This is a genomic window from Rhodococcus mengyinensis, assembly GCF_048381435.1.
GTDB lineage: Bacteria > Actinomycetota > Actinomycetes > Mycobacteriales > Mycobacteriaceae > Rhodococcus_F > Rhodococcus_F opacus_D.
The window spans coordinates 15168-39555 of sequence record NZ_JBLWIT010000027.1 but is presented as its reverse complement, the minus strand read 5'-3'; the positions used below and the strand labels follow the sequence as shown (position 1 = coordinate 39555).

General features: G+C 68.7%; 19 protein-coding genes and 1 tRNA gene. 16 read left to right on the top strand and 4 right to left on the bottom strand.

Features of this window, described 5'->3' with window-relative positions; translation table 11 throughout:
• The 9 genes from ACNJ7E_RS03445 to ACNJ7E_RS03405 all read left to right on the top strand — a co-directional run.
• On the top strand, positions 1-1134 hold a 1134-nt coding region (locus tag ACNJ7E_RS03445; protein ID WP_418339144.1), incomplete at its 5' end, for an acyl-CoA dehydrogenase family protein.
• Position 1135: 1 nt separating this feature from the next.
• Positions 1136-1918, top strand: a complete 783-nt coding sequence (locus ACNJ7E_RS03440; protein ID WP_418339143.1) for an SDR family oxidoreductase — start codon at positions 1136-1138, stop codon at positions 1916-1918.
• Positions 1911-2945 (top strand): phosphotransferase family protein, encoded by a 1035-nt coding sequence (locus ACNJ7E_RS03435; RefSeq protein WP_418339142.1) that lies wholly within the window; start codon positions 1911-1913, stop codon positions 2943-2945. The genes ACNJ7E_RS03440 and ACNJ7E_RS03435 overlap by 8 nt, the downstream gene beginning before the upstream one ends.
• A 10-nt stretch (positions 2946-2955) precedes the next feature.
• Positions 2956-3717 carry a 3-oxoacyl-ACP reductase FabG gene (gene fabG / locus ACNJ7E_RS03430; RefSeq protein ID WP_271212546.1) on the top strand — a complete coding sequence of 254 codons (762 nt, stop codon included), beginning with the start codon at positions 2956-2958 and terminating at the stop codon, positions 3715-3717.
• 5 nt (positions 3718-3722) lie between these two features.
• Positions 3723-4913: an acyl-CoA dehydrogenase family protein gene (locus ACNJ7E_RS03425; RefSeq protein WP_418339141.1), complete on the top strand. Its 1191-nt coding sequence runs from the start codon at positions 3723-3725 to the stop codon at positions 4911-4913.
• Positions 4910-6010, top strand: coding sequence for an acyl-CoA dehydrogenase family protein (locus ACNJ7E_RS03420; RefSeq protein WP_418339140.1), 1101 nt, complete (start codon positions 4910-4912; stop codon positions 6008-6010). The genes ACNJ7E_RS03425 and ACNJ7E_RS03420 overlap by 4 nt, the downstream gene beginning before the upstream one ends.
• Positions 6011-6045: 35 nt before the next feature.
• A complete protein-coding gene (locus tag ACNJ7E_RS03415; protein ID WP_280783619.1) occupies positions 6046-7029 on the top strand; it encodes an NADPH:quinone oxidoreductase family protein in 984 nt (327 codons plus the stop codon).
• An 11-nt stretch (positions 7030-7040) separates the two neighbouring features.
• On the top strand, positions 7041-7829 hold the full coding sequence (locus tag ACNJ7E_RS03410; RefSeq protein ID WP_280783618.1) for a RhlG family 3-oxoacyl-ACP reductase: 789 nt from the start codon (positions 7041-7043) through the stop codon (positions 7827-7829).
• A 53-nt stretch (positions 7830-7882) separates the two neighbouring features.
• Entirely contained in the window at positions 7883-9541 is a 1659-nt protein-coding gene (locus tag ACNJ7E_RS03405; protein WP_418339139.1) for an AMP-binding protein, read from the top strand.
• Between the two features lie 71 nt (positions 9542-9612).
• Here ACNJ7E_RS03405 and ACNJ7E_RS03400 read toward each other — a convergent pair whose 3' ends face one another.
• Both ACNJ7E_RS03400 and ACNJ7E_RS03395 read right to left on the bottom strand, forming a co-directional pair.
• Positions 9613-10773, bottom strand: coding sequence for a N(5)-(carboxyethyl)ornithine synthase (locus tag ACNJ7E_RS03400; RefSeq protein WP_280783616.1), 1161 nt, complete (start codon positions 10771-10773; stop codon positions 9613-9615).
• A 211-nt stretch (positions 10774-10984) separates the two neighbouring features.
• Positions 10985-11060: transfer RNA gene (locus tag ACNJ7E_RS03395), tRNA-Arg, on the bottom strand.
• Positions 11061-11226: 166 nt separating this feature from the next.
• Here ACNJ7E_RS03395 and ACNJ7E_RS03390 point away from each other — a divergent pair.
• A complete protein-coding gene (locus tag ACNJ7E_RS03390; RefSeq protein ID WP_418339138.1) occupies positions 11227-13629 on the top strand; it encodes a phosphoketolase family protein in 2403 nt (800 codons plus the stop codon).
• A gap of 9 nt (positions 13630-13638) precedes the next feature.
• Here ACNJ7E_RS03390 and ACNJ7E_RS03385 read toward each other — a convergent pair whose 3' ends face one another.
• Positions 13639-14349, bottom strand: coding sequence for a DUF305 domain-containing protein (locus ACNJ7E_RS03385; protein WP_280783614.1), 711 nt, complete (start codon positions 14347-14349; stop codon positions 13639-13641).
• Positions 14342-15262, bottom strand: a complete 921-nt coding sequence (locus ACNJ7E_RS03380; RefSeq protein ID WP_280783613.1) for a thioredoxin-like domain-containing protein — start codon at positions 15260-15262, stop codon at positions 14342-14344. Before ACNJ7E_RS03380 ends, ACNJ7E_RS03385 begins: the two co-directional genes overlap by 8 nt.
• A gap of 218 nt (positions 15263-15480) precedes the next feature.
• Here ACNJ7E_RS03380 and argS point away from each other — a divergent pair, with 218 nt between their 5' ends.
• The 6 genes from argS (at position 15481) to rho (ending at position 24360) form a co-directional block, all read left to right on the top strand.
• On the top strand, positions 15481-17133 hold the full coding sequence (argS, locus tag ACNJ7E_RS03375; RefSeq protein ID WP_280783612.1) for an arginine--tRNA ligase: 1653 nt from the start codon (positions 15481-15483) through the stop codon (positions 17131-17133).
• Positions 17130-18551, top strand: coding sequence for a diaminopimelate decarboxylase (gene lysA, locus ACNJ7E_RS03370; RefSeq protein ID WP_009474180.1), 1422 nt, complete (start codon positions 17130-17132; stop codon positions 18549-18551). The genes argS and lysA overlap by 4 nt, the downstream gene beginning before the upstream one ends.
• Positions 18548-19861 carry a homoserine dehydrogenase gene (locus tag ACNJ7E_RS03365; RefSeq protein WP_280783611.1) on the top strand — a complete coding sequence of 438 codons (1314 nt, stop codon included), beginning with the start codon at positions 18548-18550 and terminating at the stop codon, positions 19859-19861. The genes lysA and ACNJ7E_RS03365 overlap by 4 nt, the downstream gene beginning before the upstream one ends.
• Positions 19858-20940 carry a threonine synthase gene (gene thrC / locus ACNJ7E_RS03360; protein ID WP_005252945.1) on the top strand — a complete coding sequence of 361 codons (1083 nt, stop codon included), beginning with the start codon at positions 19858-19860 and terminating at the stop codon, positions 20938-20940. Before ACNJ7E_RS03365 ends, thrC begins: the two co-directional genes overlap by 4 nt.
• A gap of 44 nt (positions 20941-20984) precedes the next feature.
• Positions 20985-21929 (top strand): homoserine kinase, encoded by a 945-nt coding sequence (gene thrB, locus ACNJ7E_RS03355; protein ID WP_280783609.1) that lies wholly within the window; start codon positions 20985-20987, stop codon positions 21927-21929.
• A 328-nt stretch (positions 21930-22257) separates the two neighbouring features.
• A complete protein-coding gene (rho, locus tag ACNJ7E_RS03350; RefSeq protein ID WP_418339137.1) occupies positions 22258-24360 on the top strand; it encodes a transcription termination factor Rho in 2103 nt (700 codons plus the stop codon).
• The last annotated feature ends 28 nt before the right edge of the window (positions 24361-24388 follow it).

Below are 24388 nucleotides of genomic sequence, written 5' to 3'. Positions count from 1 at the left end.
GATCCGCATTTCCAGCCGCCGGTGTTGGAGGAGTTGAAGGCGGAGGCGCGGCGTCGGGGGTTGTGGAATCTGTTTCATCCGCATCCGGGGACGGGTGCGGGGTTGACGAATCTCGAGTATGCGCCGTTGGCGGAGATCATGGGGCGCAGTCATATTGCGTCGGAGGCGTGCAATTGCAATGCGCCGGATACGGGCAATATGGAGGTGCTCGAGTTGTTCGGTACGGCCGAGCACAAGGAGAAGTATCTGACGCCGTTGCTGGAGGGGACGATGGCGTCGGCGTTCGCGATGACGGAGCCGGCGGTGGCGAGTTCGGATGCGACGAATGTGGAGTTGTCGATGGTCCGGGACGGTGACGAGTATGTGCTGAACGGGCGGAAGTGGTTTGCGTCGAATGCGTTGCACCGTAATTGCCGGGTGTTGATCGTGATGGGGAAGACGGATCCGTCGGCGGCGCCGCATCGGCAGCAGTCGATGATGGTGGTGCCGATCGATGCGCCGGGGGTGACGGTGATGCGGGGGTTGCCGGTGTTCGGGTATCAGGATCGGGAGGGGCATGCGGAGATCGATTTCGCCGATGTTCGGGTGCCGGCCAAGGATGTGCTGAAGGGCGAGGGGGAGGGTTTCGCGATTTCGCAGGCGCGGTTGGGTCCGGGTCGGATTCACCATTGCATGCGGGCGATCGGGATGGCGGAGCGGGCGTTGGAGTTGATGTGTCGTCGGGCGTCGTCGCGGGTGACGTTCGGTAAGCCGGTCAGTGAGAATGCGAATGTTCAGGATTGGATTGCGGAGGCGCGGATCGAGATCGAGATGATTCGGTTGTTGACGCTGAAGGCGGCGTATCTGATGGATACGGTGGGGAACAAGGAGGCGCGGACGGAGATCGCGGCGATCAAGGTGGCGGCTCCGAATATTGCGTTGAAGATTGTGGATCGGGCGATTCAGGTGCACGGTGGAGCCGGCGTGACCGACGACTTCCCCCTCGCCATGGCCTGGGCGCACCTGCGCACGCTGCGCCTGGCGGATGGTCCCGACGAGGTCCACAAGCGCGCCATCGCGCGGCAGGAACTCCGGCCCTACCGCGACACCGCCGTCAACGCCTCCACCAACGGACACAAGGTTGCGGTGAGCTGACATGGCCGGACTCGACCTCACCGGACGCACCGCGATCGTCACCGGCGCCTCGCGGGGCATCGGTCTGGCCGTCGCCAAGGCCATCGCGGCCGCTGGCGGCAACGTGGTGCTCACCTCACGGTCCCAGGAATCGGCCGACGCCGCCGCGGCCGAGGTCGGGGGCACCGCGATCGGAATTGCCGCCCACGCCGTCGACGAAGAGGCCGCCCGGCGCTGCGTCGACCTCACCCTCGACCGCTTCGGCAGCCTGGACATCCTGGTCAACAATGCGGGAACGAACCCTTCGTTCGGGCCGATCATCGACCAGGACCACGCGCGATTCGCCAAGACCTTCGACGTGAATCTCTGGGCGCCGGTGCTGTGGACCGGGCTCGTCACGAGGGCGTGGATGGGCGAGCACGGCGGCGCCGTGGTCAACACCGCCTCCATCGGCGGCATGGCCTTCGAGGCGAACATCGGTCTGTACAACGCGTCCAAGGCCGCGCTGATTCACGTCACCAAGCAACTGGCACTGGAACTCTCACCGAAGGTGCGGGTCAACGCCGTCGCCCCGGGTGTGGTGCGGACCAAGCTGGCCGAGGCACTGTGGAAGGAACACGAGCAGGCCGTGTCGGCGTCCGCGGCCCTGGGACGGATCGGTGAACCCGAGGACATCGCGTCCGCGGTCGCGTTCCTCGTCTCCGATGCCGCGAGCTGGATCACCGGCGAAACCATGGTGATCGACGGCGGTCAACTGCTCGGCGACGCCCTCCCGTTCCGGCAGGGGGCCCAGCTCGGTGTCTAGCGTGGACGTCGTCGGCATCGACACCGAGGCCGTGAGCCGCTGGTTCGGCACGCTCGGCATCGACAGTGCCGGACCGCTGACCTTCGACCGGATCGGCCTCGGACAGTCGAACCTCACCTACCTCGTCCGGGACGAGGCAGGTGGCAGATGGGTGCTCCGGCGCCCGCCTCTCGGACACCTGCTGGCGTCGGCCCACGACGTCGCCCGGGAGGCGCGGATCCTCTCCGCCCTCGAGGACACCGCGGTGCCCACCCCGCGGGTGTTCGGGCTCACCGACGACCCGGAGGTGACCGAGGTACCGCTGCTGCTGATGGAGTTCGTCGACGGGCAGGTCGTCGATCGCATGTCGATCGCGGAGTCCCTGACGCCGGAACGTCGCCGGGTGATCGGTCTGTCGCTGCCGCGGACGCTCGCGAAGATCCACGCGGTGGACCTCGACCGGACCGGGTTGGCCGACCTGGCCAGCCACAAGCCGTACGCGCAGCGTCAGCTCAAGCGGTGGTCGGGGCAGTGGGAGAAGTCGAAGACCCGCGAGCTGCCCGCCCTCGACGACCTGACGCGACGGCTCACCGATTCGGTACCGGAGCAGCGGGAACTGACACTGGTGCACGGCGACTTCCACCTGCGCAACGTCATCACGTCCCACCGGACCGGGGAGGTGACCGCGGCCCTGGACTGGGAGTTGTGCACCCTCGGCGACCCGCTCGCCGACGTCGGCAGCCTGCTCGCGTACTGGCCGGAGCCGGGCGAGACCACCGGCGGCGACTTCCCCGCGTCCACCCTCGACGGTTTCCCGGATCGGGTGGAGATCGCCGGGGTGTACCTCGACGAGACCGGACGCGACCCGGAGGCCCTGGCGTTCTGGCACGTCCTCGGCCTGTGGAAGGTCGCGGTCATCGCCGAGGGCGTCATGCGCCGCGCGCGGGACGAACCGCAGAACAAGGCGGCCGCGGGCACCCCGACCGTCGAGCGCATCGACGACCTCGTGGCCAAGGCGTGCGACATCGCCGCCCGGGCCGGAATCTGATCACACGACGATGGAGAACTTCATGAAGAGAACGGCAATCGTCACCGGCGGGGCACGGGGCATCGGTGCCGCGGTGGCGAAGAAACTGGCGAGCGACGGGTACGGGGTGGCCGTGCTCGACCTCGACGAGTCCGCCTGCGCGGCAACCGTCGACGCGATCGAGTCCACCGGAGGCCGGGCACTCGCCGTGGGCGCGAACGTCGCCGACGAGGCGTCGGTCGCCGCGGCAGTCGAGCGGGTCGCGACCGAACTCGGTGCCCCGACGATCCTGATCAACAACGCCGGAATCACCCGCGACAACCTGCTGTTCAAGATGACCGTCGACGACTGGGACGCGGTGATGAACGTGCACCTGCGCGGTGCGTTCCTGATGTCGCGGGCCGTGCAGCAGCACATGGTCGACGCCGGGTTCGGCCGGATCGTCAACCTCTCGAGCACGTCCGCCCTCGGTAACCGCGGGCAGGTCAACTACTCCGCCGCCAAGGCGGGCATGCAGGGCTTCACCAAGACCCTCGCCATCGAGCTGGGCAAGTTCGGTGTCACCGCCAACGCGATCGCGCCCGGCTTCATCGAGACCGAGATGACCGCCGCCACCGCCGAACGGGTGGGTGTCGGATTCGAGGACTTCAAGAAGGCGGCGGCGTCGCAGATCCCCGTGAACCGCGTCGGACAGCCCGAGGACATCGCCAACACTGCGTCGTTCCTGGCGAGTGAGGGTGCCGGATTCGTGTCCGGACAAGTGATCTACGTGGCCGGCGGACCGAAGGACTGAGGAACATGACCACTGACGAACAGGCGATCGCACGCGACCTCAGTGGCCGCGTCGCGACTCTCGTCGAACAGAACGACCTGTCGGATCCGGCCGGATTCCTCGGAGCCCGATTCGACGCCGGCCTCGCGTGGGTCCACTTCCCGCCGGGACGCGGCGGACTCGGTCTGCCGCAGAGCTTCCAGGCGCAGGTCGACGCCGAACTCGCGGCCGCCGGAGCGCCCGGTCCGGCGAAGGGCCGCAACGGAATCGGATTGGGCATGGCCGCTCCGACCATCGCCGCGTTCGGCACCGAGGAACAACAGCAGAAGTACCTTCGGCCGATTTTCACCAGCGAGCACATCTACTGCCAGTTGTTCAGCGAACCGGGGGCGGGCTCCGACCTGGCCGCGGTCGCGACGCGAGCCGTCCGTGAGGGTGACGGCTGGCGGGTCAACGGGCAGAAGGTGTGGACGTCGGGGGCGCAGAACGCGCAGATGGCGATCCTCGTGGCCCGGACGGATCCGACGGTGCCCAAGCACGCCGGGCTCACCTACTTCCTGTGCGACATGAGCGATCCGGGTATCGACGTCCGGCCGTTGCGGCAGATCACCGGTGAAGCCGAGTTCAACGAAGTGTTCCTCACCGACGTCCGCATTCCCGATTCCGATCGGCTCGGCGACGAGGGACAGGGCTGGCGGGTGGCCACCGCGACCCTCAACAACGAGCGCGTCGCGATCGGCGGTTCCGCGGCCGCCCGCGAGAGCGGCATGATCGGACCGGTCGCACAGGCCTGGCGGGAGCAACCCGAACTCCGCGACCCGGCGATGCACGACGAACTGCTGCGGCTGTGGGTCGAAGCGGAGGTCGCCCGGCTGACCGGGGAACGCCTGCGGCAACAACTCGAGGCCGGGCAACCCGGCCCGGAGGGATCCGGCCTGAAGCTGGCCTTCGCCCGGCTCGCGCAGACCATCTCGGGTTTCGACATCGAACTCCACGGCGAGGCCGGGCTGCGGTACGACGACTGGACCATGCGCCGCCCCGACAAAGTCGACTTCACCGGCCGTGAACCCGGCTACCGGTACCTGCGCGCGAAAGGCAATTCGATCGAGGGCGGCACGTCCGAGATCCTGCGCAACATCATCGCAGAACGCGTCCTCGGGCTCCCGCCGGAGCACCGCGTCGACAAGGATATCGCCTGGAAGGACCTGCCCCGATGAGCACCGCAGATCTGCTGTACTCCGACACGGAAGACGCCCTGCGCGACTCCGTCCGCCGCCTCCTCGCCGACCGCTGCCCACCGGAACTGGTGGTCGGGGCGTACGACCGGGCACCCGCCGACTTCTCCGGAGTATGGAAATCCCTCGCCGTCGAACTCGGACTGGCGGGCCTGCTCGTTCCCGAGGACCTGGGTGGCGCCGGAGCCGGCGCACGCGAGGCCGCGGTGGTCATGGAGAAGATCGGACGTGCCGTCGCGCCCGTCCCGTACCTTTCCAGTGCCGTACTCGCGACGGTCGCGCTGCTGAAGGCGGGGGACACGCGAACGGTCGGCGCACTCGCCGACGGGACGACCACCGGTGCGCTCACGGTCGGGCTCGCGACCGCACCGGGGCGGTTCACCCCGACCGTGCGCCGAGAGGGCGACGCCCTGACCGGCACCGTGACCAGCGTCGCGGGCGTCTCGGAGGCCGACATCCTGATCGTGCCCGCCCTGGGTCCGGGTGGACTCGAACTGCACACGGTGCCCGCCGGCACCGCCGGCGTCTCGGTCACGCCCGTGCTCGCGCTCGACATGACCCGGCCACTGTCGGATGTCGCGTTCGACGGCGCCGCGTCCACCCGCATCGACGACGGCAACGCCGCGGCGGCGGTCCGGGAGGCCCTCGTCGTCGGCGCCGCACTGCTCGCCTCCGAGCAGCTCGGGCTTGCGCAGTGGTGCTTCGAGACCACCTTGGCGTACGTCAAGGAGCGAACCCAGTTCGGCCGCGCCGTCGGGTCGTTCCAGGCGATCAAGCACCGCCTCGCCGACCTGTGGCTCGAGGTCACCTCCGCGGCCGCCGCTGCCCGCTACGCCGCGGACACCGCCGCCCGGGGCGACGCGGACGCCGAGGTCGCGGCCGCCGTCGCGCAGGCGTACTGCAGCGACGTCGCCGTCCACGCCGCCGAGGAGTGCGTCCAGCTGCACGGCGGCATCGGAATGACCTGGGAATACCCCGCGCACCTGTATTTGAAGAGGGCGAAGAGCGATCAGCTCGCGTTCGGCACCGCCTACCGTCACCGCGCGCACCTCGCCGACCTGATCGACCTGCCCGCGTAACCCGAGCTCCATCACCGACAGTCAGGAAACAATCCATGAAGGCATGGCGTGTCCACGAACTCGGCGAGCCGCGCACCGCGCTGCAACTCGAGGAAGTCCCGGACCCGACTGCAGGCCCCGGCCAGGTGCTGGTGAAGGTTCTCGCCGCACCGGCGAACTTCCCCGACGTGCTGCTGTGCCGGGGCGAATACCAGATCAAGCCGCCGCTGCCGTTCACACCCGGAGTCGAGCTGTGCGGTGAGGTGCTGGCGGTCGGTGACGGCGTGACCCGCTTCGCCGTCGGCGACCGGGTGATCGGCAACCCCAACCTGCCCGGCGGCGGATTCGCCCAGCTGGCCGTGATGGACGAGGCCAACACGTTCGCCGCACCGTCCGCGCTCGACGACGCCGAGGCGTCGGCGTTGAGCATCGGCTACCAGACGAGCTGGTTCGCCCTGCACCGGCGCACCCAGCTGAAGCCGGGCGAGACGCTGCTCGTCCACGCCGCCGCGGGCGGAGTGGGCAGCGCCGCAGTGCAATTGGGCAAAGCCGCGGGAGCGAAGGTGATCGGCGTCGTCGGCGGCGCCGACAAGGTCGAGTACTGCCGCCGGCTGGGGGCGGATCTGGTGATCGACCGGCACACCGACGATTTCGTTCCGCTGGTCAAGGAATTCACCGGCGGACGCGGCGCGGACGTCGTCTACGACCCGGTCGGCGGCGACGCCTACGCGAAGTCCACCAAGTGCATCGCGTTCGAAGGCCGGATCCTGATCATCGGTTTCGCCGGCGGCACCATCCCGACACCCGGCCTCAATCACGCCCTGATCAAGAACTACTCGATCATCGGCCTGCACTGGGGCCTGTACAAGCAGTACAACCAGCAGGCGATCGCCGACTGCCACGAGGAACTGACCCGTCTCGCCGACTCCGGTGCGATCACGCCGCTCATCAGCGAGCGGCTCTCGCTCGCTGACGTCGCCGACGGCATCGGCCGGCTCGGTGACGGCAGCACCGTCGGCCGCGTCGTCTTCCAACCCTGAAGGGAACGCACATGGACATAGGTTCGCTGTTCGACGTCGCAGGCAAGACCGTGGTGGTCACCGGAGGTTCACGGGGTATCGGCCGGATGATCGCGCAAGGATTCACCCTGGCCGGAGCGACCGTGATCATCTCCGCCCGCAAGGCCGAGGCGTGCGAGAAGGCCGCGGCCGAACTGTCCGCCGCCGGGCCGGGGACGTGTCACGCACACCCCGCCGACCTGTCCACCGAGGAGGGGATCGAGGGGCTCGTCGCGCGGGTCGCCGAGTTGTCGCCCCGACTGGACGTCCTGGTGAACAACGCCGGAGCGACGTGGGGTGCGCCGGTCGACGATTTCCCCGCCGCCGGTTTCGACAAGATCTTCGACATCAACGTCAAGGGCGTGTTCATGCTCACCCAGGCGTTGCTGCCGAGTCTGCGGGCCGCGGCGACGGACGGTGACCCCGCCCGGGTGATCAACATCGGGTCGATCGACGGACTCGTGGTGTCGGGTAGCGAGAACTTCTCGTACGGGGCGAGCAAGGCCGCGGTCCACATGCTCACCCGCAAGCTCGCAGCGACGCTGGCCGCCGAGCGAATCACCGTCAATGCCATTGCCCCCGGACCGTTTCCGAGCAAGATGATGGCGTTCGTCCTCGACGACCCGGAGCGGAAGGAGGCGGTCGAGGGATCGGTCCCGCTCGGCCGGGTCGGCACCCCGGAAGACGTCGCGGGCACCGCGATCTTCCTCTCCTCACGCGCAGGGGCCTACCTCACCGGCACCGTCGTCCCCGTCGACGGCGGGATCTCGGGAACACGCTGAACAGCACGTCACACAGTCGGAACACGGAACGAGCGAGAGGCGGCACGGCGGCGATGAGCTGGTACGACGACAGGCCCTGGATGGAACGGTACGACGAGAACACACGTTCCGTGGGGGAGATCCCCGCCCGGACAGCGCTCGACATGTTCTCGGCCGCGGTCGAATCCGCGCCGGAGGGGCCGGCGATCCGGTACCTCGGCGGCACCCTCGACTACCGCGAGGTCGACGAACTCAGCGACGGTGTGGCCGCCTACCTCACCGAGAACGGATTCGGGAAGGGCGACCGGCTCGCCATCTACCTGCAGAACGTCCCGCAGTTCCTGCTCGCGTTGCTCGGCACATGGAAGGCAGGCGGTGTCGTCGTCCCGCTGAACCCGATGTACCGGGACGAGCTCTCCCACATCCTCACCGACGCCGGAGTCACCGCGATCGTGTGCAGCGAGAACGCGTGGGCCGATCGGGTGGCGGAGCGGGCGTCCGCCGCGGGTGTGCGGATCGCGATGACCGCCAGCGAACTCGACATCCAGACGTCCGGCGACCCACGGTTGTTCGGGGGCGTGCCCCGGGTGCGCGCCGAGGGCCTGCCGGACCTGCTCGAGGTGGCCCGGGCGCGCGCGGGGGCCGGCGTGGCGGACCCCGGTCTGGTCCCGGACGACGTCGCGCTCGTGTCCTACACGTCCGGAACGAGTGGAGTCCCCAAGGGAGCGACCAACACCCACCGGAATCTCACCGTCAACAGTTCGATCCTGCGCCTGTACGAGAGCAAGCCCGCAGGTTCGCCGATCTTCGCGCTCGCGCCGCTGTTCCACATCACGGGCATGGTGTGCCAGTTGCTCACCGCGATCGACCTGGCGTCGCCGCTGATCCTCGCGTACCGGTTCGAGGCAGGGGTCGTCCTCGACGCCCTCGAGCGGGAGCGGCCGGTGTTCATGGTCGGCCCGTCCACCGCCTACATGGCGCTGATGGCCCACCCCGACTTCTCCGGTGAGCGCTTCGCTTCGCTGGAGGCCGTGATGTCCGGTGGCGCCCCACTACCCCCGGCCATCGTCGAACGGTTCCGGGAGCTGACCGGAAAATACATCCGCAACGGCTACGGGCTCACCGAGACCAGCGCACCGTGCGTCGTCGTCCCGCCGAACCTGGAGGCGCCGGTCGATCCGTCGTCGGGCACGCTGGCGATCGGCCTGCCCCTTCCCTCCGCCGTGATCCGGATCGTCGGGGAGGACGGGCACGACCTCGGCCCGCTCGAGGTCGGGGAGATCGCCGTCGACGGGCCGATGGTCGTGCCCGCGTACTGGAACAAACCGGACGCCACGGCGCAGTCGCTGCCCGGCGGCCGGCTGCTCACCGGCGACGTGGGATTCATGGACGCCCAGGGCTGGGTGTACGTCGTCGACCGCAAGAAGGACATGATCAACGCGTCCGGGTTCAAGGTCTGGCCCCGCGAGGTCGAGGACGTCCTGTACCAGCATCCCGCGGTCCGGGAGGCCGCGGTCGTCGGCGAGCCGGACAGCTACCGCGGCGAGACGGTCGCCGCGTTCGTCAGCCTCCGCCCCGGGCAGACGGTCGAGACGGACGACCTCGTCGAGTACTGCCGGGAGCGGCTGGCCAGCTACAAGGCCCCGAGGCGCGTCGAGATCGTCGACGAACTGCCCAAGACGGCCAGTGGGAAAATCCTCCGACGCGAAATGCGCCGCAGCACTCCGGCCTGAACAGTCGCCCTCCCGGACGAACGGGACGCTCGTCGCGTCAGATCGAACGAGCGTCCCGTTCGTCCCGACGATCAGGCGAGAACGGGGTGCGGGTAGTCCGCCGCGCGGTGCTGGAACGACAGGATCCGGGGGTTCTGCACGACTCCGTCGCGGATCTCGACGGCCCGCCGGATCGTGTCGCTGCGGTCCCAGGCGGCGGGTCCGTCGAGGACCGTCCCCAGATGGGGGAGCAGGGCCTCGCTGATCTCCCAGGTCGCCGAATTCCACAGGTAGGACGGGCTGTGGTCGACCGCGTAGTAGCGGACGTTCTCACTGATCATGAACGTCGGATCGGCGAACGACGTGGGCCGGGCCCAGCTGAAGCCCATTCCCTCGTCGCAGGACACGTCGACGACGAGGCTGCCGGGCAGGAGGGTCTCGATGTCCGAGTCGATCAGGAACGTCAGCGGCGATTCCGTGTCCTGCAGGACGCAGTTGACGATGATGTCGTGCCGGGCGAGGAACCCGGCGAGCGGCATCCGGCCCTCGTCCGTGGTGACGTGGCTGCGGCGCGGATCGGCGTCGTCGTGATCGAACTGCACGATCTCCGCGGAATGGATCGGCGAGCTCACGGCGGTGACCCCGCGTTGCGTGACGACGTGGACGTCGTGGATGCCCAGGGCGTTCAGCGCGGTGACGGCGCCGCGGGCGGTGGCACCGAAGCCGAGTACCACGGCGCGCAGGCGGCGGCCGTAGTCGCCGGTCGAACCCGCGATCGACAGGGCGTGCAGCACCGAGCTGTATCCGGCGAGTTCGTTGTTCTTGTGGAAGACATGGAGCTGGAACGACCCCTCGACGCTCCAGTGGTTCATGGCCTCGAACGCGATCAACGTGAGGTGGCGATCGACGGCCACCTGGGTGAGCTCCGTGTCCTGGACGCAGTGCGGCCACCCCCACAGGATCTGGCCGTCACGCAGGTCCGCCAGATCCTTCGCGAGAGGTTTGGGCAGCAGGAGGACGTCGGAGTGCTCGATCAGCTGCTCCCGGGTGCGCAGCCCGCCCACCGAGAGGGCCAGCTGCTCGTCGGAGACACCGAAGGGCTCGCCGTAGCCGTACTCGAGGTGGATGCGGCCACGGAGGTCGGGGTCGATCCGGTCGAAGTGGAGCGGATGGATCGGGAGCCGGCGTTCGTCGGGCTTACTCGAACGTGCGACGACGCCGAGGGTGAGTGGATGAGAGCGGTGTTGCTGCACAGGGGTGTCCCTTGGTCGACACTGCCGGAGAGAGTCTTCGGCAGAGAGTTCTTACCGCGGAACCCGCAATGGAGGAGGCCAGCGTTCGATCGGTGGGCGCGGCATCTGCCGGCGCGGCTGCAGCTCTCGACAAAGCCCGAGGAGATCACTCGGGGAAGACTGGTAGCACCAGAGAGAAAGGCTGCGCCGCGACAGGCGACGCAGTTTCTCGTGGTGCCCCCGGCAGGATTCGAACCTGCGACCTTTCGCTCCGGAGGCGAACGCTCTATCCCCTGAGCTACGGGGGCGCACCGGAAAACCGGTGTGCCGATTGGGCTGGCCAATCGTAGCGCATGGGTAGTGGGATCGACCAAATCGGTCCCCCTACTTTGTGGACTCGCCCCGGTAGCGGCCCGGACACGCCTAGTGTCGGGAGGACGTGGACGCTCGCGAACTCCCGGGGAGGCGTCGAGAATGACCGATGGACGGCAGGCGGGGTCGCAGGACTCCGACGGGCACTATTCCGATTCCGATCTCGAGCTGGACCTGCGGTGGTGGGCGGCGGCCAACTATCTGACGGTCGCGCAGATCTACCTGCAGGACAACGCGCTTCTGCGTGAGCCGCTGCGCCCGGAACACATCAAACCCCGGCTGCTCGGGCACTGGGGGACGAGCCCGGGTCTGTCGATGATCTACGCCCTGCTGAACCGCCTCATCCGCCGGACCGACACCGATTGTCTCTACGTGACGGGTCCCGGACACGGTGGTCCGGCGCTCGTCGCCGCCACGTACCTGGAGGGGACGTACTCGGAGGTGTATCCGGGCGTGTCCCGCGACGCCGCGGGTATCCACCGGCTCTGCCGGCAGTTCTCGACGCCCGGTGGCATCCCGAGTCACGTCAGTGTGCAGACACCGGGCAGCATCCACGAGGGCGGCGAACTCGGCTACGCTCTCGCGCATGCCGCCGGGGCGGCGTTCGATCACCCGAATCTGTTGGTGGCGTGCGTGATCGGAGACGGTGAGGCCGAGACGGGACCGCTGTCCGGGTCATGGAAACTTCCCGCCTTCCTCAATCCGGAACGTGACGGAGCGGTGCTGCCGATCCTGCACGTCAACGGAGCGAAGATCGCCGGGCCCACCGTCTACGGCCGCAGCAGCGACGCGGACGTCGAGGCGTCCCTCGGCGGTCAGGGCTGGGCGCCGACCGTCGTCTCCGGCGACGACCCGCGGCAGGTCTTCCCGGCGCTGCATCGCGCCCTCACCGACGCGCACACCGCGATCTCCGACCTGCAGCGGGAGGCGCGGGCCGGCAGGCGCAGCGCCGCCAAGTGGCCGGCGATCGTGCTGCGGACCCCGAAGGGCTGGACCGGTCCGCGGACCGTCGACGGCGTGCTCGTCGAGGGCACGCACCGGGCCCATCAGGTTCCGCTGTCGGGGGTGCGGACCGACGAGGCGCATCTGCGTCAGCTCGAGGAGTGGATGCGGTCGTACGGACCGGACGCACTGTTCGACTCGTTCGGCGCACTCGTTCCGAACCTCGAGCGGCTGGCGCCGCAGGGCGACAAGCGGATGGGTTCGTCGCCGTACGCGAACGGCGGCCGCCTGCGTGCGGATCTTCCCGTGCCGCCGCTGGAGAAGTACGCGCTTGCGATCGAGAAGCCCGGCACCACCCACCACGAGACCACCCGGGTGCTCGGGGAACTGCTCCGCGACCTGTACGCCGCCACCACCACGCCCGACGGCGGCGGCTACTTCCGGCTGTTCTGCCCGGACGAAACGTCCAGCAACCGGTTGGGCGCCGTGTTCGAGGTGACCGACCGCTGCTGGCAGCTGCCGGTCACGGACTACGACGACGGGCTGTCGGCCCGCGGCCGGGTGATGGAGGTGCTCAGCGAGCACCTCTGCGAGGGGTGGCTCGAGGGGTATCTGCTGTCGGGGCGGCACGGGCTGTTCGCCAGCTACGAGGCGTTCGCGATGGTGAGCGTGTCGATGCTCGTCCAGCACACGAAGTGGTTGCAGCATGCGGTGGATCTGCCGTGGCGGGCGCCGGTGGCGTCGCTGAACGTCCTGCTGACCAGTACCTGCTGGCGCAACGACCACAACGGGTTCAGTCATCAGGGGCCGGGCATGATCGACGCCGTCATCCCGCTCGCACCGGACGTCGTCCGCATCTGGCTGCCACCGGACTCGAACACCTTGCTGTCCATCTCCGACCACTCCCTCCGCAGCACCGACCACGTCAATCTCATCGTCGTCGACAAGCAGCCGCACCTGCAGTACCTGACCCTCGCGGAGGCGCATGCGCACTGCGCGGCCGGGGCGTCGGTGTGGGCGTGGGCGGGGACGGAAGCCCCGGCGGGCGCAGATCCGGACGTCGTGCTCGCGGCCGCCGGGGACGTTCCGACCCAGGAGATCCTCGCCGCGGCGCAGTTGCTGCGCGAGCACACGCCGGAACTGGTCACCCGGGTGGTCAACGTCGTCGACCTCATGGGGTTGCTCACACCCACGGAACATCCGCACGGATTCGACGCGCGCATGTTCCTGGACCTGTTCACCGCGGACACGGACGTGGTGTTCGCGTTCCACGGGTACTCGCGCGCCGTCCACGAGCTGATCCACGGGCGTCCCGCCCCGGACCGGTTCCACGTTCGCGGCTTCAGCGAACAGGGCACGACGACCACCCCGTTCGACATGGTCGTGCTCAACCGGATGAGTCGCTATCACCTGGTCCTCGAGGCGCTGCGACGCACGCGGAGGGAACCGTCCGGTGCCGGCGAACTGGCCGACTTCTGCCTCCGGCAACTCGAACGGCACGGCGAATACGTCGTCGCGCACCTCGAGGACATGCCCGAGGTGCGCGACTGGACGTGGTCGTGAGGCCGGAGATCAGTTCATCGGGAGGGGAGCGGCGCCCTTCGCGGTGAGCATGTTCGTCATCACCGTCGACTCGCTCTGCTGCGTGTCCACCATCGTCTGCGCGAGAGAGCGCACCGCGTCCTCCGACGCGTGCTGGGCCGCGTACTCCATCATCGGGAGGCCGCCCTGGTGGTGGCGCAACATCAGCTGCAGGTACAGGACGTCGACGGCCGGTCCGGTGGCCTGACGCAGCGCGGCCATGTCCTCCGAGGACGCCATGCCCGGCATCTTCGACATCGAACCCATGTGCCCGCTGTCGGCGGACCCGTGGTCGTGACCGTCGGAGTGCTCGGCTTCCATCCAGCCCATGTAGCCGCCGGATGGCAGCGCCGGCTGATCCCACATCGCGAGCCAGCCTTGCATCTGCCCGAGCTGATTCTGCTGCGTGGTGAGGATGTCGTACGCGAGGCCGCGCACCGCCGGGTCGGTGGCGCCCGCCAGCGCGATCGCCGACATCTCCACCGCCTGGCTGTGGTGCACGCTCATGTCCTGCGCGAATCCGACATCCACGGAACCGGCCTCGGGGACCGGGGCCCCGTTGTCCTCGAGCGGAAGCCGGGCGAGGAACCCGAGCGCGAATCCGAGGGCGATGGCGCCGATCAACCCGATGACCAGCAGCGCTGTGCGCTGACTGGGCCGGGACGGGGCTGGAGCGTCTGCGGGTTCGGCAGGGCTAGCCATTGCCACCCTCGGCCGGCGCCTGCTGCAGATCGGACGGCAACTGCAGGTCGCTCGGGAGCTGCATGCCGCTGGGCAGCTGCGCTCCCGCACCACCGGATTCCGACTGGTCCGGGGCGATGCCGCCACCGTCCATCGGCACCGCGTCCGCGCCGGGTGTACTCGGGTCGAACGGCGGCGGGTTGTCCGGATCGAAACCGGAGCCCGGGATGGACGAGCAGCTCGCGCCGACCTCCGGGTAGGTGTTCTTGTTGATCCGCAGCGCGGTGATGAACTGGTCGATGCGCTCGTCGTCGACGCTGTCCAGCTTCAGCTGGTGGCCCCACGACTGCAGCGAGACCGGGCTGTCGAGGCCCGGGAACGGCGACATCAGCGTGTACGTCTCGCCGTCCACCTTGTCCTTCAGCGTCTCGACCTGATCGGCGGACAGCTCGTCCGGGTTGTAGGCGATCCACACGGCGCCGTGCTCGAGCGAGTGCACGGCATTCTCGGTGCGGATCGCGTTCGGGTAGACCGTGCCGGTGCACGTCGCCCAGATGGCGTCGTGCGGGCCGCCGAACGGGGGCGACTGGTCGTACGCGACGCGCTGCGTCGGCTGGATGTGGATGCCGGCCGGGTAGTCGACCTTGACGACGCCGTCGATGTTGACCGACGGGTCGGGATTTTCGGCGCTCGGCGCGTACTTCGCGGCTTCTTCCTTGGCCTGGTACTTGGGGACCAGGTTGATCGCGAGGACCGCCACGAGTGCGAGAACGGCAGCTCCGGCGCCGATCGTCAGCCAGGGGATGTTCCGCGGAGCGGACGCGCCACCCTTGACTTTCGCGCCGCCGCTATTCTTCTTGGCGGCCTTGATGGCCTTCGCCGACTTCGCGCCCGAGTTCTTGTCGGGACCGCGACTTTCCGAACCGCTTGGCATCGATTGTGATCTTTCGGTGTGTGGGTTACGGGCGCTCGACCCCCGGTAACCGGAAGCTGAGGGCCGGGACTCAGGGCGACACCACTGTACTTTCCCACCCTGAGCGCAACCTGGGAGAGTGGCCGCCGCCACGCTCGCCGGCAGTCGCCGGGTCCGCGACGGGACTCGCGGCAAGGCGGATCACCGCCCGGGACGCGTTGGCCATAGGATAGATACCTGTGACTCCAGCTGACCTTGCCGAACTGCTCCGCGGAACCGCCGCGAAAGTGCTCGCCGAACGCGGACTCGACGTGTCCGTGCTTCCCGAAACTCTCACGGTCGAGCGTCCGCGCAATCCCGAGCACGGCGATTACGCCACCAACGTCGCGATGCAGGTGGCCAAGAAGGTCGGTACCAACCCGCGTGAGCTGGCCGGCTGGCTCGCCGAGGCGCTGACCGCGGCCGCGGGCATCGACAGCGCCGACATCGCGGGCCCGGGATTCCTCAACATCCGCCTGGCCGCCGACGCGCAGGGCGCGATCGTCGCGAAGATCCTCGAGGAGGGTGCCGCCTTCGGGGCCGGACACACGCTCGACGGCAAGAAGATCAACCTCGAGTTCGTCTCGGCCAACCCCACCGGCCCCATCCACCTCGGTGGAACGCGCTGGGCCGCCGTGGGCGACGCGCTGGGCCGGATCCTGTCCACCCAGGGCGCGGCGGTCACCCGCGAGTACTACTTCAATGACCACGGCGCCCAGATCGACCGGTTCTCCCGCTCGCTGATCGCGGCCGCCAAGGGCGAACCCGCCCCCGAGGACGGCTACGCGGGCGCGTACATCGCCGACATCGCCGCCCAGGTCCAGTCCCAGCGCCCCGACGTGCTGGAACTGCCCGCGGGCGAGCAGCAGGAAGTCTTCCGCGCCATCGGCGTCGACCTGATGTTCGCCCACATCAAGCGCACCCTGCACGAGTTCGGCGTGGACTTCGACGTCTACTTCCACGAGAACTCGTTGTTCGAGTCCGGTGCGGTGGAGAAGGCCGTCGAGACGCTCAAGGACTCCGGCAACCTGTTCCAGGAGGACGGCGCCTGGTGGCTCAAGAGCACCGACTTCGGCGACGACAAGGACCGCGTCGTCATCAAGAGCGACGGCAACGCGGCGTACATCGCCGGTGACATCGCCTACTTCCAGGACAAGCGCTCCCGCGGCTTCGACCTGTGCATCTACATGCTCGGTGCCGACCACCATGGGTACATCGGCCGGCTCAAGGCGGCTGCGGCCGCGTTCGGCGACGACCCCGACACCGTCGAGGTGCTGATCGGCCAGATGGTGAACCTCGTCCGCGACGGTGTGGCCGTGAAGATGAGCAAGCGCGCCGGGACGGTCATCACCCTCGACGACCTCGTCGAGGCGATCGGCGTCGACGCGTCGCGGTACGCGATGATCCGGTCGTCGGTGGATTCGAGCATCGACATCGACCTCGAACTGTGGACGAGCACCGGCAACGAGAACCCGGTGTACTACGTGCAATACGCGCACGCCCGCCTGTCGGCCATCGCCCGTAACGCCGCCGACCTCGGTATCGCGGTCACGGATCCCGACTTCTCGCTGCTCGTCTCGGAGCAGGAGGGCGATCTGATCCGCACCCTCGGCGAGTACCCGCGCGTCGTCACCAGTGCCGCGAATCTGCGTGAGCCGCACCGCATTGCGCGGTACCTCGAGGAGCTGGCCGGTGCCTATCACCGGTTCTACGGCGCCTGCCGGATCCTGCCCCAGGGCGACGAAGAAGTCGGCCCGCTGCACATCGCGCGACTGGCGTTGTGCGACGCGTCCCGGCAGGTCCTGTCCAACGGACTGGCCCTGCTCGGCGTCAGTGCACCGGAGCAGATGTGAACGCGCACCCCGCAGGTCCCAAGCACGCCGAACAGCTGCACGCACCCGGTCTGCCCGAACGTCCCGCCGACGCGGCCGCATTCGCCGCACTCTCTCCCGAGGTGTGGCCCCGCAACGCCCACCGCGGCGCAGACGGGGTCGTGAGCCTGGCGGGCATCCCGGTCACCGAACTGGCCGAGAAGTACGGCACCCCACTGTTCGTGGTCGACGAGGACGATTTCCGGTCCCGCTGCCGCGACATGGCCCGTGCGTTCGGGCCCACCGCCAAGGTGCACTACGCGTCGAAGGCGTTCCTGTGCGGCGAGATCGCCCGCTGGGTCGCCGACGAGGGCCTGTCCCTGGACGTCGCGTCGGGCGGCGAACTGGCGGTCGCCCTGCACGCCGGATTCCCGGCTGAGCGAATTGCCATGCACGGCAACAACAAATCGGTCGCCGAGCTGAACGCCGCCGTGTCGGCCCGAGTCGGGCACATCGTGCTCGACTCCGCCACGGAGATCGACCGCCTCGACAAGGTGGCCGCCGAAGCCGGTGTGGTGCAGGACGTTCTGATCCGCGTGACGGTCGGAGTCGAGGCGCACACCCATGAGTTCATCTCCACTGCCCACGAGGACCAGAAGTTCGGGTTCTCGCTCGCCGGCGGAAAGGCGATCGACGCGGTCCGCCGGGTCTTCGCCGCCGGCAACCTGCGGCTGGTGGGACTCCACAGCCACATCGGTTCGCAGATCTTCGACGTCGACGGATTCGAGTTGGCCGCGCACCGCGTGATCGGGCTGCTGCGGGACGTCGTCGCGGAGTTCGGTGTGGAGAAGACCGCCCAGATCTCGATCATCGACCTCGGTGGTGGCATGGGAATCTCCTACGTCCCCTCCGACGACCCGCCGCCGGTCGATCAGCTCGCCGCCAAACTCGGCGACATCGTGCGCAACGAGTCGGCGCTCGCCGGTCTGCCGGAGCCGACGCTGGCCGTCGAACCCGGACGCGCGATCGCCGGACCCGGCACGGTGACGCTGTACGAGGTCGGCACCATCAAGGACGTCACCGTCGGCGCCAACCTCACCCGCCGGTACGTCAGCGTCGACGGCGGAATGAGCGACAACATCCGTACCGCGCTGTACCAGGCGGAGTACGAGGCCAAACTGGTCTCGCGGGTCAGCGACGCGGCGCCGGTGGTGTCCCGTGTCGTCGGCAAGCACTGCGAGTCCGGTGACGTCGTGATCCGCGACACCTGGATGCCCGAGGACATCGACGCCGGCGATTTGCTCGCCGTCGCGGCCACCGGTGCATACTGCTATTCGATGTCGAGCAGGTACAACCTGCTCGCCCGCCCTGCCGTGGTGGCCGTGCGCGACGGACAGTCGCGCGTGATCCTCCGGAGGGAAACCGTGGAAGACCTGCTGAGCTTGGAGGTACAGGAGTGACGAGCGAATCGGCGCATCGCGCTATCGGTGTGGCCGTCCTCGGCCTCGGCAACGTCGGGAGCGAGGTGGTGCGCATCCTGCGGGAGCACAGCGAAGACCTCGAGGCTCGCGTCGGTGCCCCGCTGGAACTGCGTGGAGTGGCCGTGCGCCGCCCCGGCAAGGACCGCGGAATTCCCGAGGAGTTGCAGACCACCGACGCGGAGTCACTCGTGGCCCGCGACGACGTCGACATCGTCGTCGAGGTGATCGGCGGCATGGACCTGCCCCGCAAGCTGATCCTCTCGGCGCTCAACTCCGGCAAGTCCGTCGTCACCGCCAACAAGGCGCTGCTCGCCGATCACACCGGTGAACTGGCCGAGGCGGCGGAACTGCACAACGTGGACCTCTATTTCGAGGCCGCCGTGGCCGGTGCGATCCCCGTGATCCGCCCGCTCATCCAGTCCCTCGCCGGTGACCGGGTGAACAAGGTCGCCGGAATCGTGAACGGAACCACCAACTTCATCCTGTCGGCGATGGACGAGACCGGCGCGGACTACGCCGCGACCCTCGCCGAGGCCGGACGCCTGGGTTACGCCGAGGCCGATCCGACCGCCGACGTGGAGGGCTACGACGCCGCGGCCAAGGCGGCCATTCTCGCGTCGATCGCGTTCCACACCCGGGTCACCGCCGCCGACGTGTACCGCGAGGGGATCTCCAAGATCACCGCGGCCGACCTGACGTCGGCTCGCGCACTCGACTGCACGATCAAGCTGCTGTCCATCTGCGAGCGGATCACCACCCCCGAGGGCAAGGAGCGGATCTCCGCGCGGGTCTACCCGGCGCTCGTGCCGCTGGAACACCCGCTGGCCTCGGTCAACGGTGCGTTCAACGCCGTCGTCGTCGAGGCGGAGAACGCCGGGCGCCTCATGTTCTACGGCCAGGGCGCAGGCGGCGCCCCCACCGCGTCGGCCGTGATGGGCGACCTGGTGATGGCCGCGCGCAACAAGGTGAACGGCGGCCGCGGACCCCGCGAGTCCAAGTACGCCAAGCTGAAGATCGCGCCGATCGGCGACATCCCCACGCGCTACTACGTCAACATGCAGGTGACGGACAAGGCCGGGGTCCTGTCGGCGGTGGCTGCCGAATTCTCGCAGCACGGCGTCAGCATCTCGACCGTGCGGCAGGAAGGCGCCGGCGACGGTGCCCGCCTCGTCGTCGTGACCCACGTCGCGACGGATTCTGCTCTGTCGGAAACCGTTGAGGCACTGAGCAAACTCGAATTCGTCACCGCTGTGACCAGCGTGCTGCGACTGGAAGGCACCGAACAATGACCGGCACCCGTAACCCCGTTCACACCCCCTGGCCGGGGCTGATCGAGGCTTACCGCGACCGCCTCGCCATCGGACCGAACTGGAAGACGGTCACCCTCCGCGAGGGCGGCACCCCTCTGCTGCCCGCCGGGCACCTCTCGGAGCTCACCGGTTGCGACGTCTACCTGAAGGTCGAGGGGCTCAACCCGACCGGTTCGTTCAAGGACCGCGGAATGACGATGGCCGTCACCGACGCGCTGGCCCGCGGTCAGCAGGCCGTCCTGTGTGCGTCCACGGGTAACACATCCGCTTCCGCTGCCGCGTACGCCGCGAAGGCGAAGATGACCTGTGCCGTGCTGGTGCCGCAGGGCAAGATCGCGATGGGCAAGCTCGCGCAGGCCGTTATGCACGGCGCGCGGATCATCCAGGTGCAGGGCAACTTCGACGACTGCCTCGAACTGGCCCGCAAGACCACCGCGGAGTTCCCCACGATCGGGCTCGTGAACTCGGTCAACCCGGTCCGTATCGAGGGCCAGAAGACCGCGGCATTCGAGATCTGTGACGCCCTGGGCAAGGCCCCCGACGTGCACGCGCTCCCGGTCGGCAACGCGGGCAACATCACCGCGTACTGGCGCGGGTACTCCGAGTACTACGCGGACGGACTCACCAGCGTGAAGCCCCGCATGCTCGGCGTCCAGGCCGCCGGTGCCGCACCGCTCGTCCACGGCGCACCGGTGAAGGACCCGGAGACGATCGCCACCGCGATCCGCATCGGCTCGCCCGCGTCCTGGAACGGTGCGGTCACCGCCAAGGAAGAATCGCACGGCGCCTTCCGGGCCGCGACCGACGACGAGATCCTCGAGGCGTACCGGCTGATCGCCAGGACCGAAGGGGTGTTCGTCGAGCCCGCCTCGGCCGCGAGCGTCGCGGGTCTGCTCGCCGCCCGCAAGGAGGGCTGGCTGGACTCGGGCCTGACCGTCGTGTGCACGGTCACCGGTAACGGCCTCAAGGACCCCGACACGGCGCTGGCGGGTATGCCTGAGGTTCAACCGATCCCGGTCGATCCTGTCGCTGTCGCGTCGGCCCTCGAGCTGGCGTAGTGGTGGCGCCCACGCCCACCACGCCGCAGGACCACACCGCTGCCATGACACAGACCCTCCCCACGGGCCTCACTGTGACCGCCCGCGTGCCTGCGTCGAGCGCCAACCTCGGCCCGGGCTTCGACACGCTGGGCATCGCGCTCGGGCTGTACGACGAGATCACCGTGACGACCACGGGTTCGGGGCTGAAGATCCGGGTCGAGGGCGAGGGTGCCGACGACGTGCCGTGGGGTCCGTCCCATCTCGTGGTCCGGGCCATCGAACGTGGTCTGGAAGCGGCGGGCGTGTGGGCCGACGGCCTGGATGTGGTGTGCCGCAACGCGATACCCCATTCTCGGGGGCTGGGTTCATCGGCCTCCGCCGTCGTCGGGGGGCTGGCGGCCGCCAACGGCCTGGCGATCAAGCTCGACCCCGAACTCGGGCTGTCGCTCGATCAGCTCGTCCAGCTGTCGTCCGAATTCGAAGGGCATCCCGACAACGCATCGGCCAGCGTGCTCGGCGGCGCCGTGGTGTCGTGGAGCTGCGCGGGCGAGCAGACCGACGGCGCGCCCGCGGCCACCGACATCTACTCGGCCGTCGCGCTGAAGGTCCATCCCGCGATCCGCGTCGTCGCGCTGGTGCCGGGGGAGCGCTCGTCGACCGCCCACACGCGGGGTCTGTTGCCCGAGACGGTTCCCCACCGGGACGCGGCATTCAACGTCAGCCGCGGCGCCCTCGCTGTGGTGGCGCTCACAGAGCGTCCCGATCTTCTGATGGCGGCGACCGAGGATCGACTGCATCAGACGCAGCGCGCTCCGGCCCTTCCGCTCACGACGCGATGGATCGCCGTCCTCCGGAAGGCGGGTATCGCCGCCACCGTCTCGGGAGCCGGACCGACCGTCCTCGCATTGACCACGGAGCCTTTCCCCGTGGATCTTCGGGCGCAGGCCGAGGCCGAGGGGTTGCAGGTTCTCGAACTGGACGTGGCGGACGGCGTCCGGACCAGCTGACACGCCGTAGGGGCGTCTCCTTGCCCCTACGGTCGTTCACAGCTATCCTGGGCAATGTCCGTACATCGTGCGCATCAGACGCCGGTGCTTCACCAGGGCAATTACTCCAGGTCAATCGGGGTTGACGGCTCCTGGCACGATCCTCCGCACTATCTGTCGTGTAGGGATTGCGAGTACGCGCCTGTTTCAAAGGTGATGTGATGGCGGGCAAGCCGGCAGTTCTTCACATGCAACTACGTACGGCACATCCGAATTCGGTATTCGAAACCGAATTACGGGACGAACCCTCGACTCTGCGCAGCGCGAGTGAGGGAAGGAAAGGACCTCCGTGACCGATACGGACCTCATCGCCGCTCCTGTGCGCGCCTCCTCGGTGGATACCGTTGGCGCGCAGGCAGGCGACTCTTCACAGGCGTCATCGACCGCACCCGGCACCGGTGCAGTGACGGCCTCCACCAAGCGCGCCGAGGCGCGCCGAGGTGCCGGGCTGTCCGGAATGGTGCTCACCGAGCTCCGCACTCTCGCAGGTGAGCTGGGCATCAAGGGCATCTCGGGGATGCGCAAGGGCGACCTGATCGCCGCGATCAAGGAGCGTCAGGGCGGTTCTTCCGCCCCGGCCGCTGCCGCGACCGAAGCCGCTCCCCGGACCCGGGCGACCCGCGCAAAGCGCGAACAGTCCGCTCAGACCGAACTCGAAGTGACTCCCCAGGTGGAGACCACCGAGAAGGCCGCCGAGCCCAAGACGGCCGAACCCGCGACGGGCGACAGCGCAGCCGCCGACACCGACACCGCCGAGGGCGGCCGTCGCGGGCGTCAGCGCCGCGGATCCGCGCGTCGGGCAGGCGCACCCGAGCAGGGTGACCAGGGCGGCAACGCTCAGGACACCGCCTCGGCTACTGCCACCGACACGCAGCAGGCCGAGCGCAAGCAGGCCGACGACCGTCAGGATTCCGCCGAGAAGCCGGCCAAGCAGGACGGCTCCGGCGAACAGGGCGGCGACCGCAGCCGACGTGAGCGGGCCGGCGACCGCGGTGATCGTGGCGACACCCGTGGTGACCGCGGCGAACGCGGCGAACGCGGTGACCGGGGCGATCGCGACAACCGCGGTGACCGTGGCGACCGCAGCCAGGGCAGCAACGGCCCGCGCACCAACGACAATCGCCCGGGCGACGACGAGGAAGGCGGTCGCGGACGCCGCGGACGTCGCTTCCGCGAACGTCGTCGTGGACGCGACCGCGGCGAAGGCGGCGGTGGCGACGCCCGCGAGACCGAGATCCGCGAGGACGACGTCCTGCAGCCGGTCGCCGGCATCCTGGACGTCCTCGACAACTACGCGTTCGTGCGGACCTCCGGCTACCTGGCCGGACCGAACGACGTCTATGTGTCGATGAACCTGATCCGCAAGAACGGTCTCCGTCGCGGCGACGCCATCACCGGCGCAGTCCGGGTCGGACGCGAGGGCGAACAGGGCAACCAGCGCCAGAAGTTCAACCCGTTGGTCCGCATCGACACCGTCAACGGTGGCGACGTGGAAGCCGCCAAGAAGCGCCCCGAGTTCGGCAAGCTCACCCCGCTGTACCCGAATCAGCGGCTGCGTCTGGAGACGACGCCGAACATCTTGACGACCCGTGTCATCGACCTGGTGATGCCGATCGGCAAGGGACAGCGTGCGCTGATCGTGAGCCCGCCGAAGGCCGGTAAGACCAGCGTTCTGCAGGCCATCGCGAACGCGATCGCGACCAACAACCCCGAGTGCTACCTCATGGTCGTGCTGGTCGACGAGCGTCCCGAAGAGGTCACCGACATGCAGCGTTCGGTGAAGGGCGAGGTCATCTCCTCGACCTTCGACCGTCCGCCGGGAGACCACACCTCGGTCGCCGAGCTGGCCATCGAGCGTGCGAAGCGCCTGGTGGAGGCGGGTAAGGACGTCGTCGTCCTCCTCGACTCGATCACCCGCCTCGGCCGTGCGTACAACAACTCGTCGCCGGCCTCGGGACGCATCCTCTCCGGTGGTGTCGACTCGACCGCGCTGTACCCGCCGAAGCGTTTCCTCGGTGCTGCGCGCAACATCGAGAACGGCGGTTCGCTCACGATCATCGCGACGGCCATGGTCGAGACCGGTTCCACCGGCGACACCGTGATCTTCGAGGAGTTCAAGGGCACCGGTAACGCCGAGCTGAAGCTCGACCGCAAGATCGCGGAACGTCGTGTGTTCCCGGCTGTGGACGTGAACCCCTCGGGTACGCGTAAGGACGAGCTGCTGCTCAGCCCGGACGAGGCCGCGGTGCTGCACAAGCTCCGGCGCGTGCTCTCGGGTCTCGACTCGCACCAGGCCATCGATCTGCTGATCGACCGCCTCAAGAAGAGCAAGAGCAACATCGAATTCCTCATGCAGGTGTCGAAGACTGCTCCGGGCGCGATCGACGACTGATCGCGACCCGAAGCGGGGCCCGGCGACT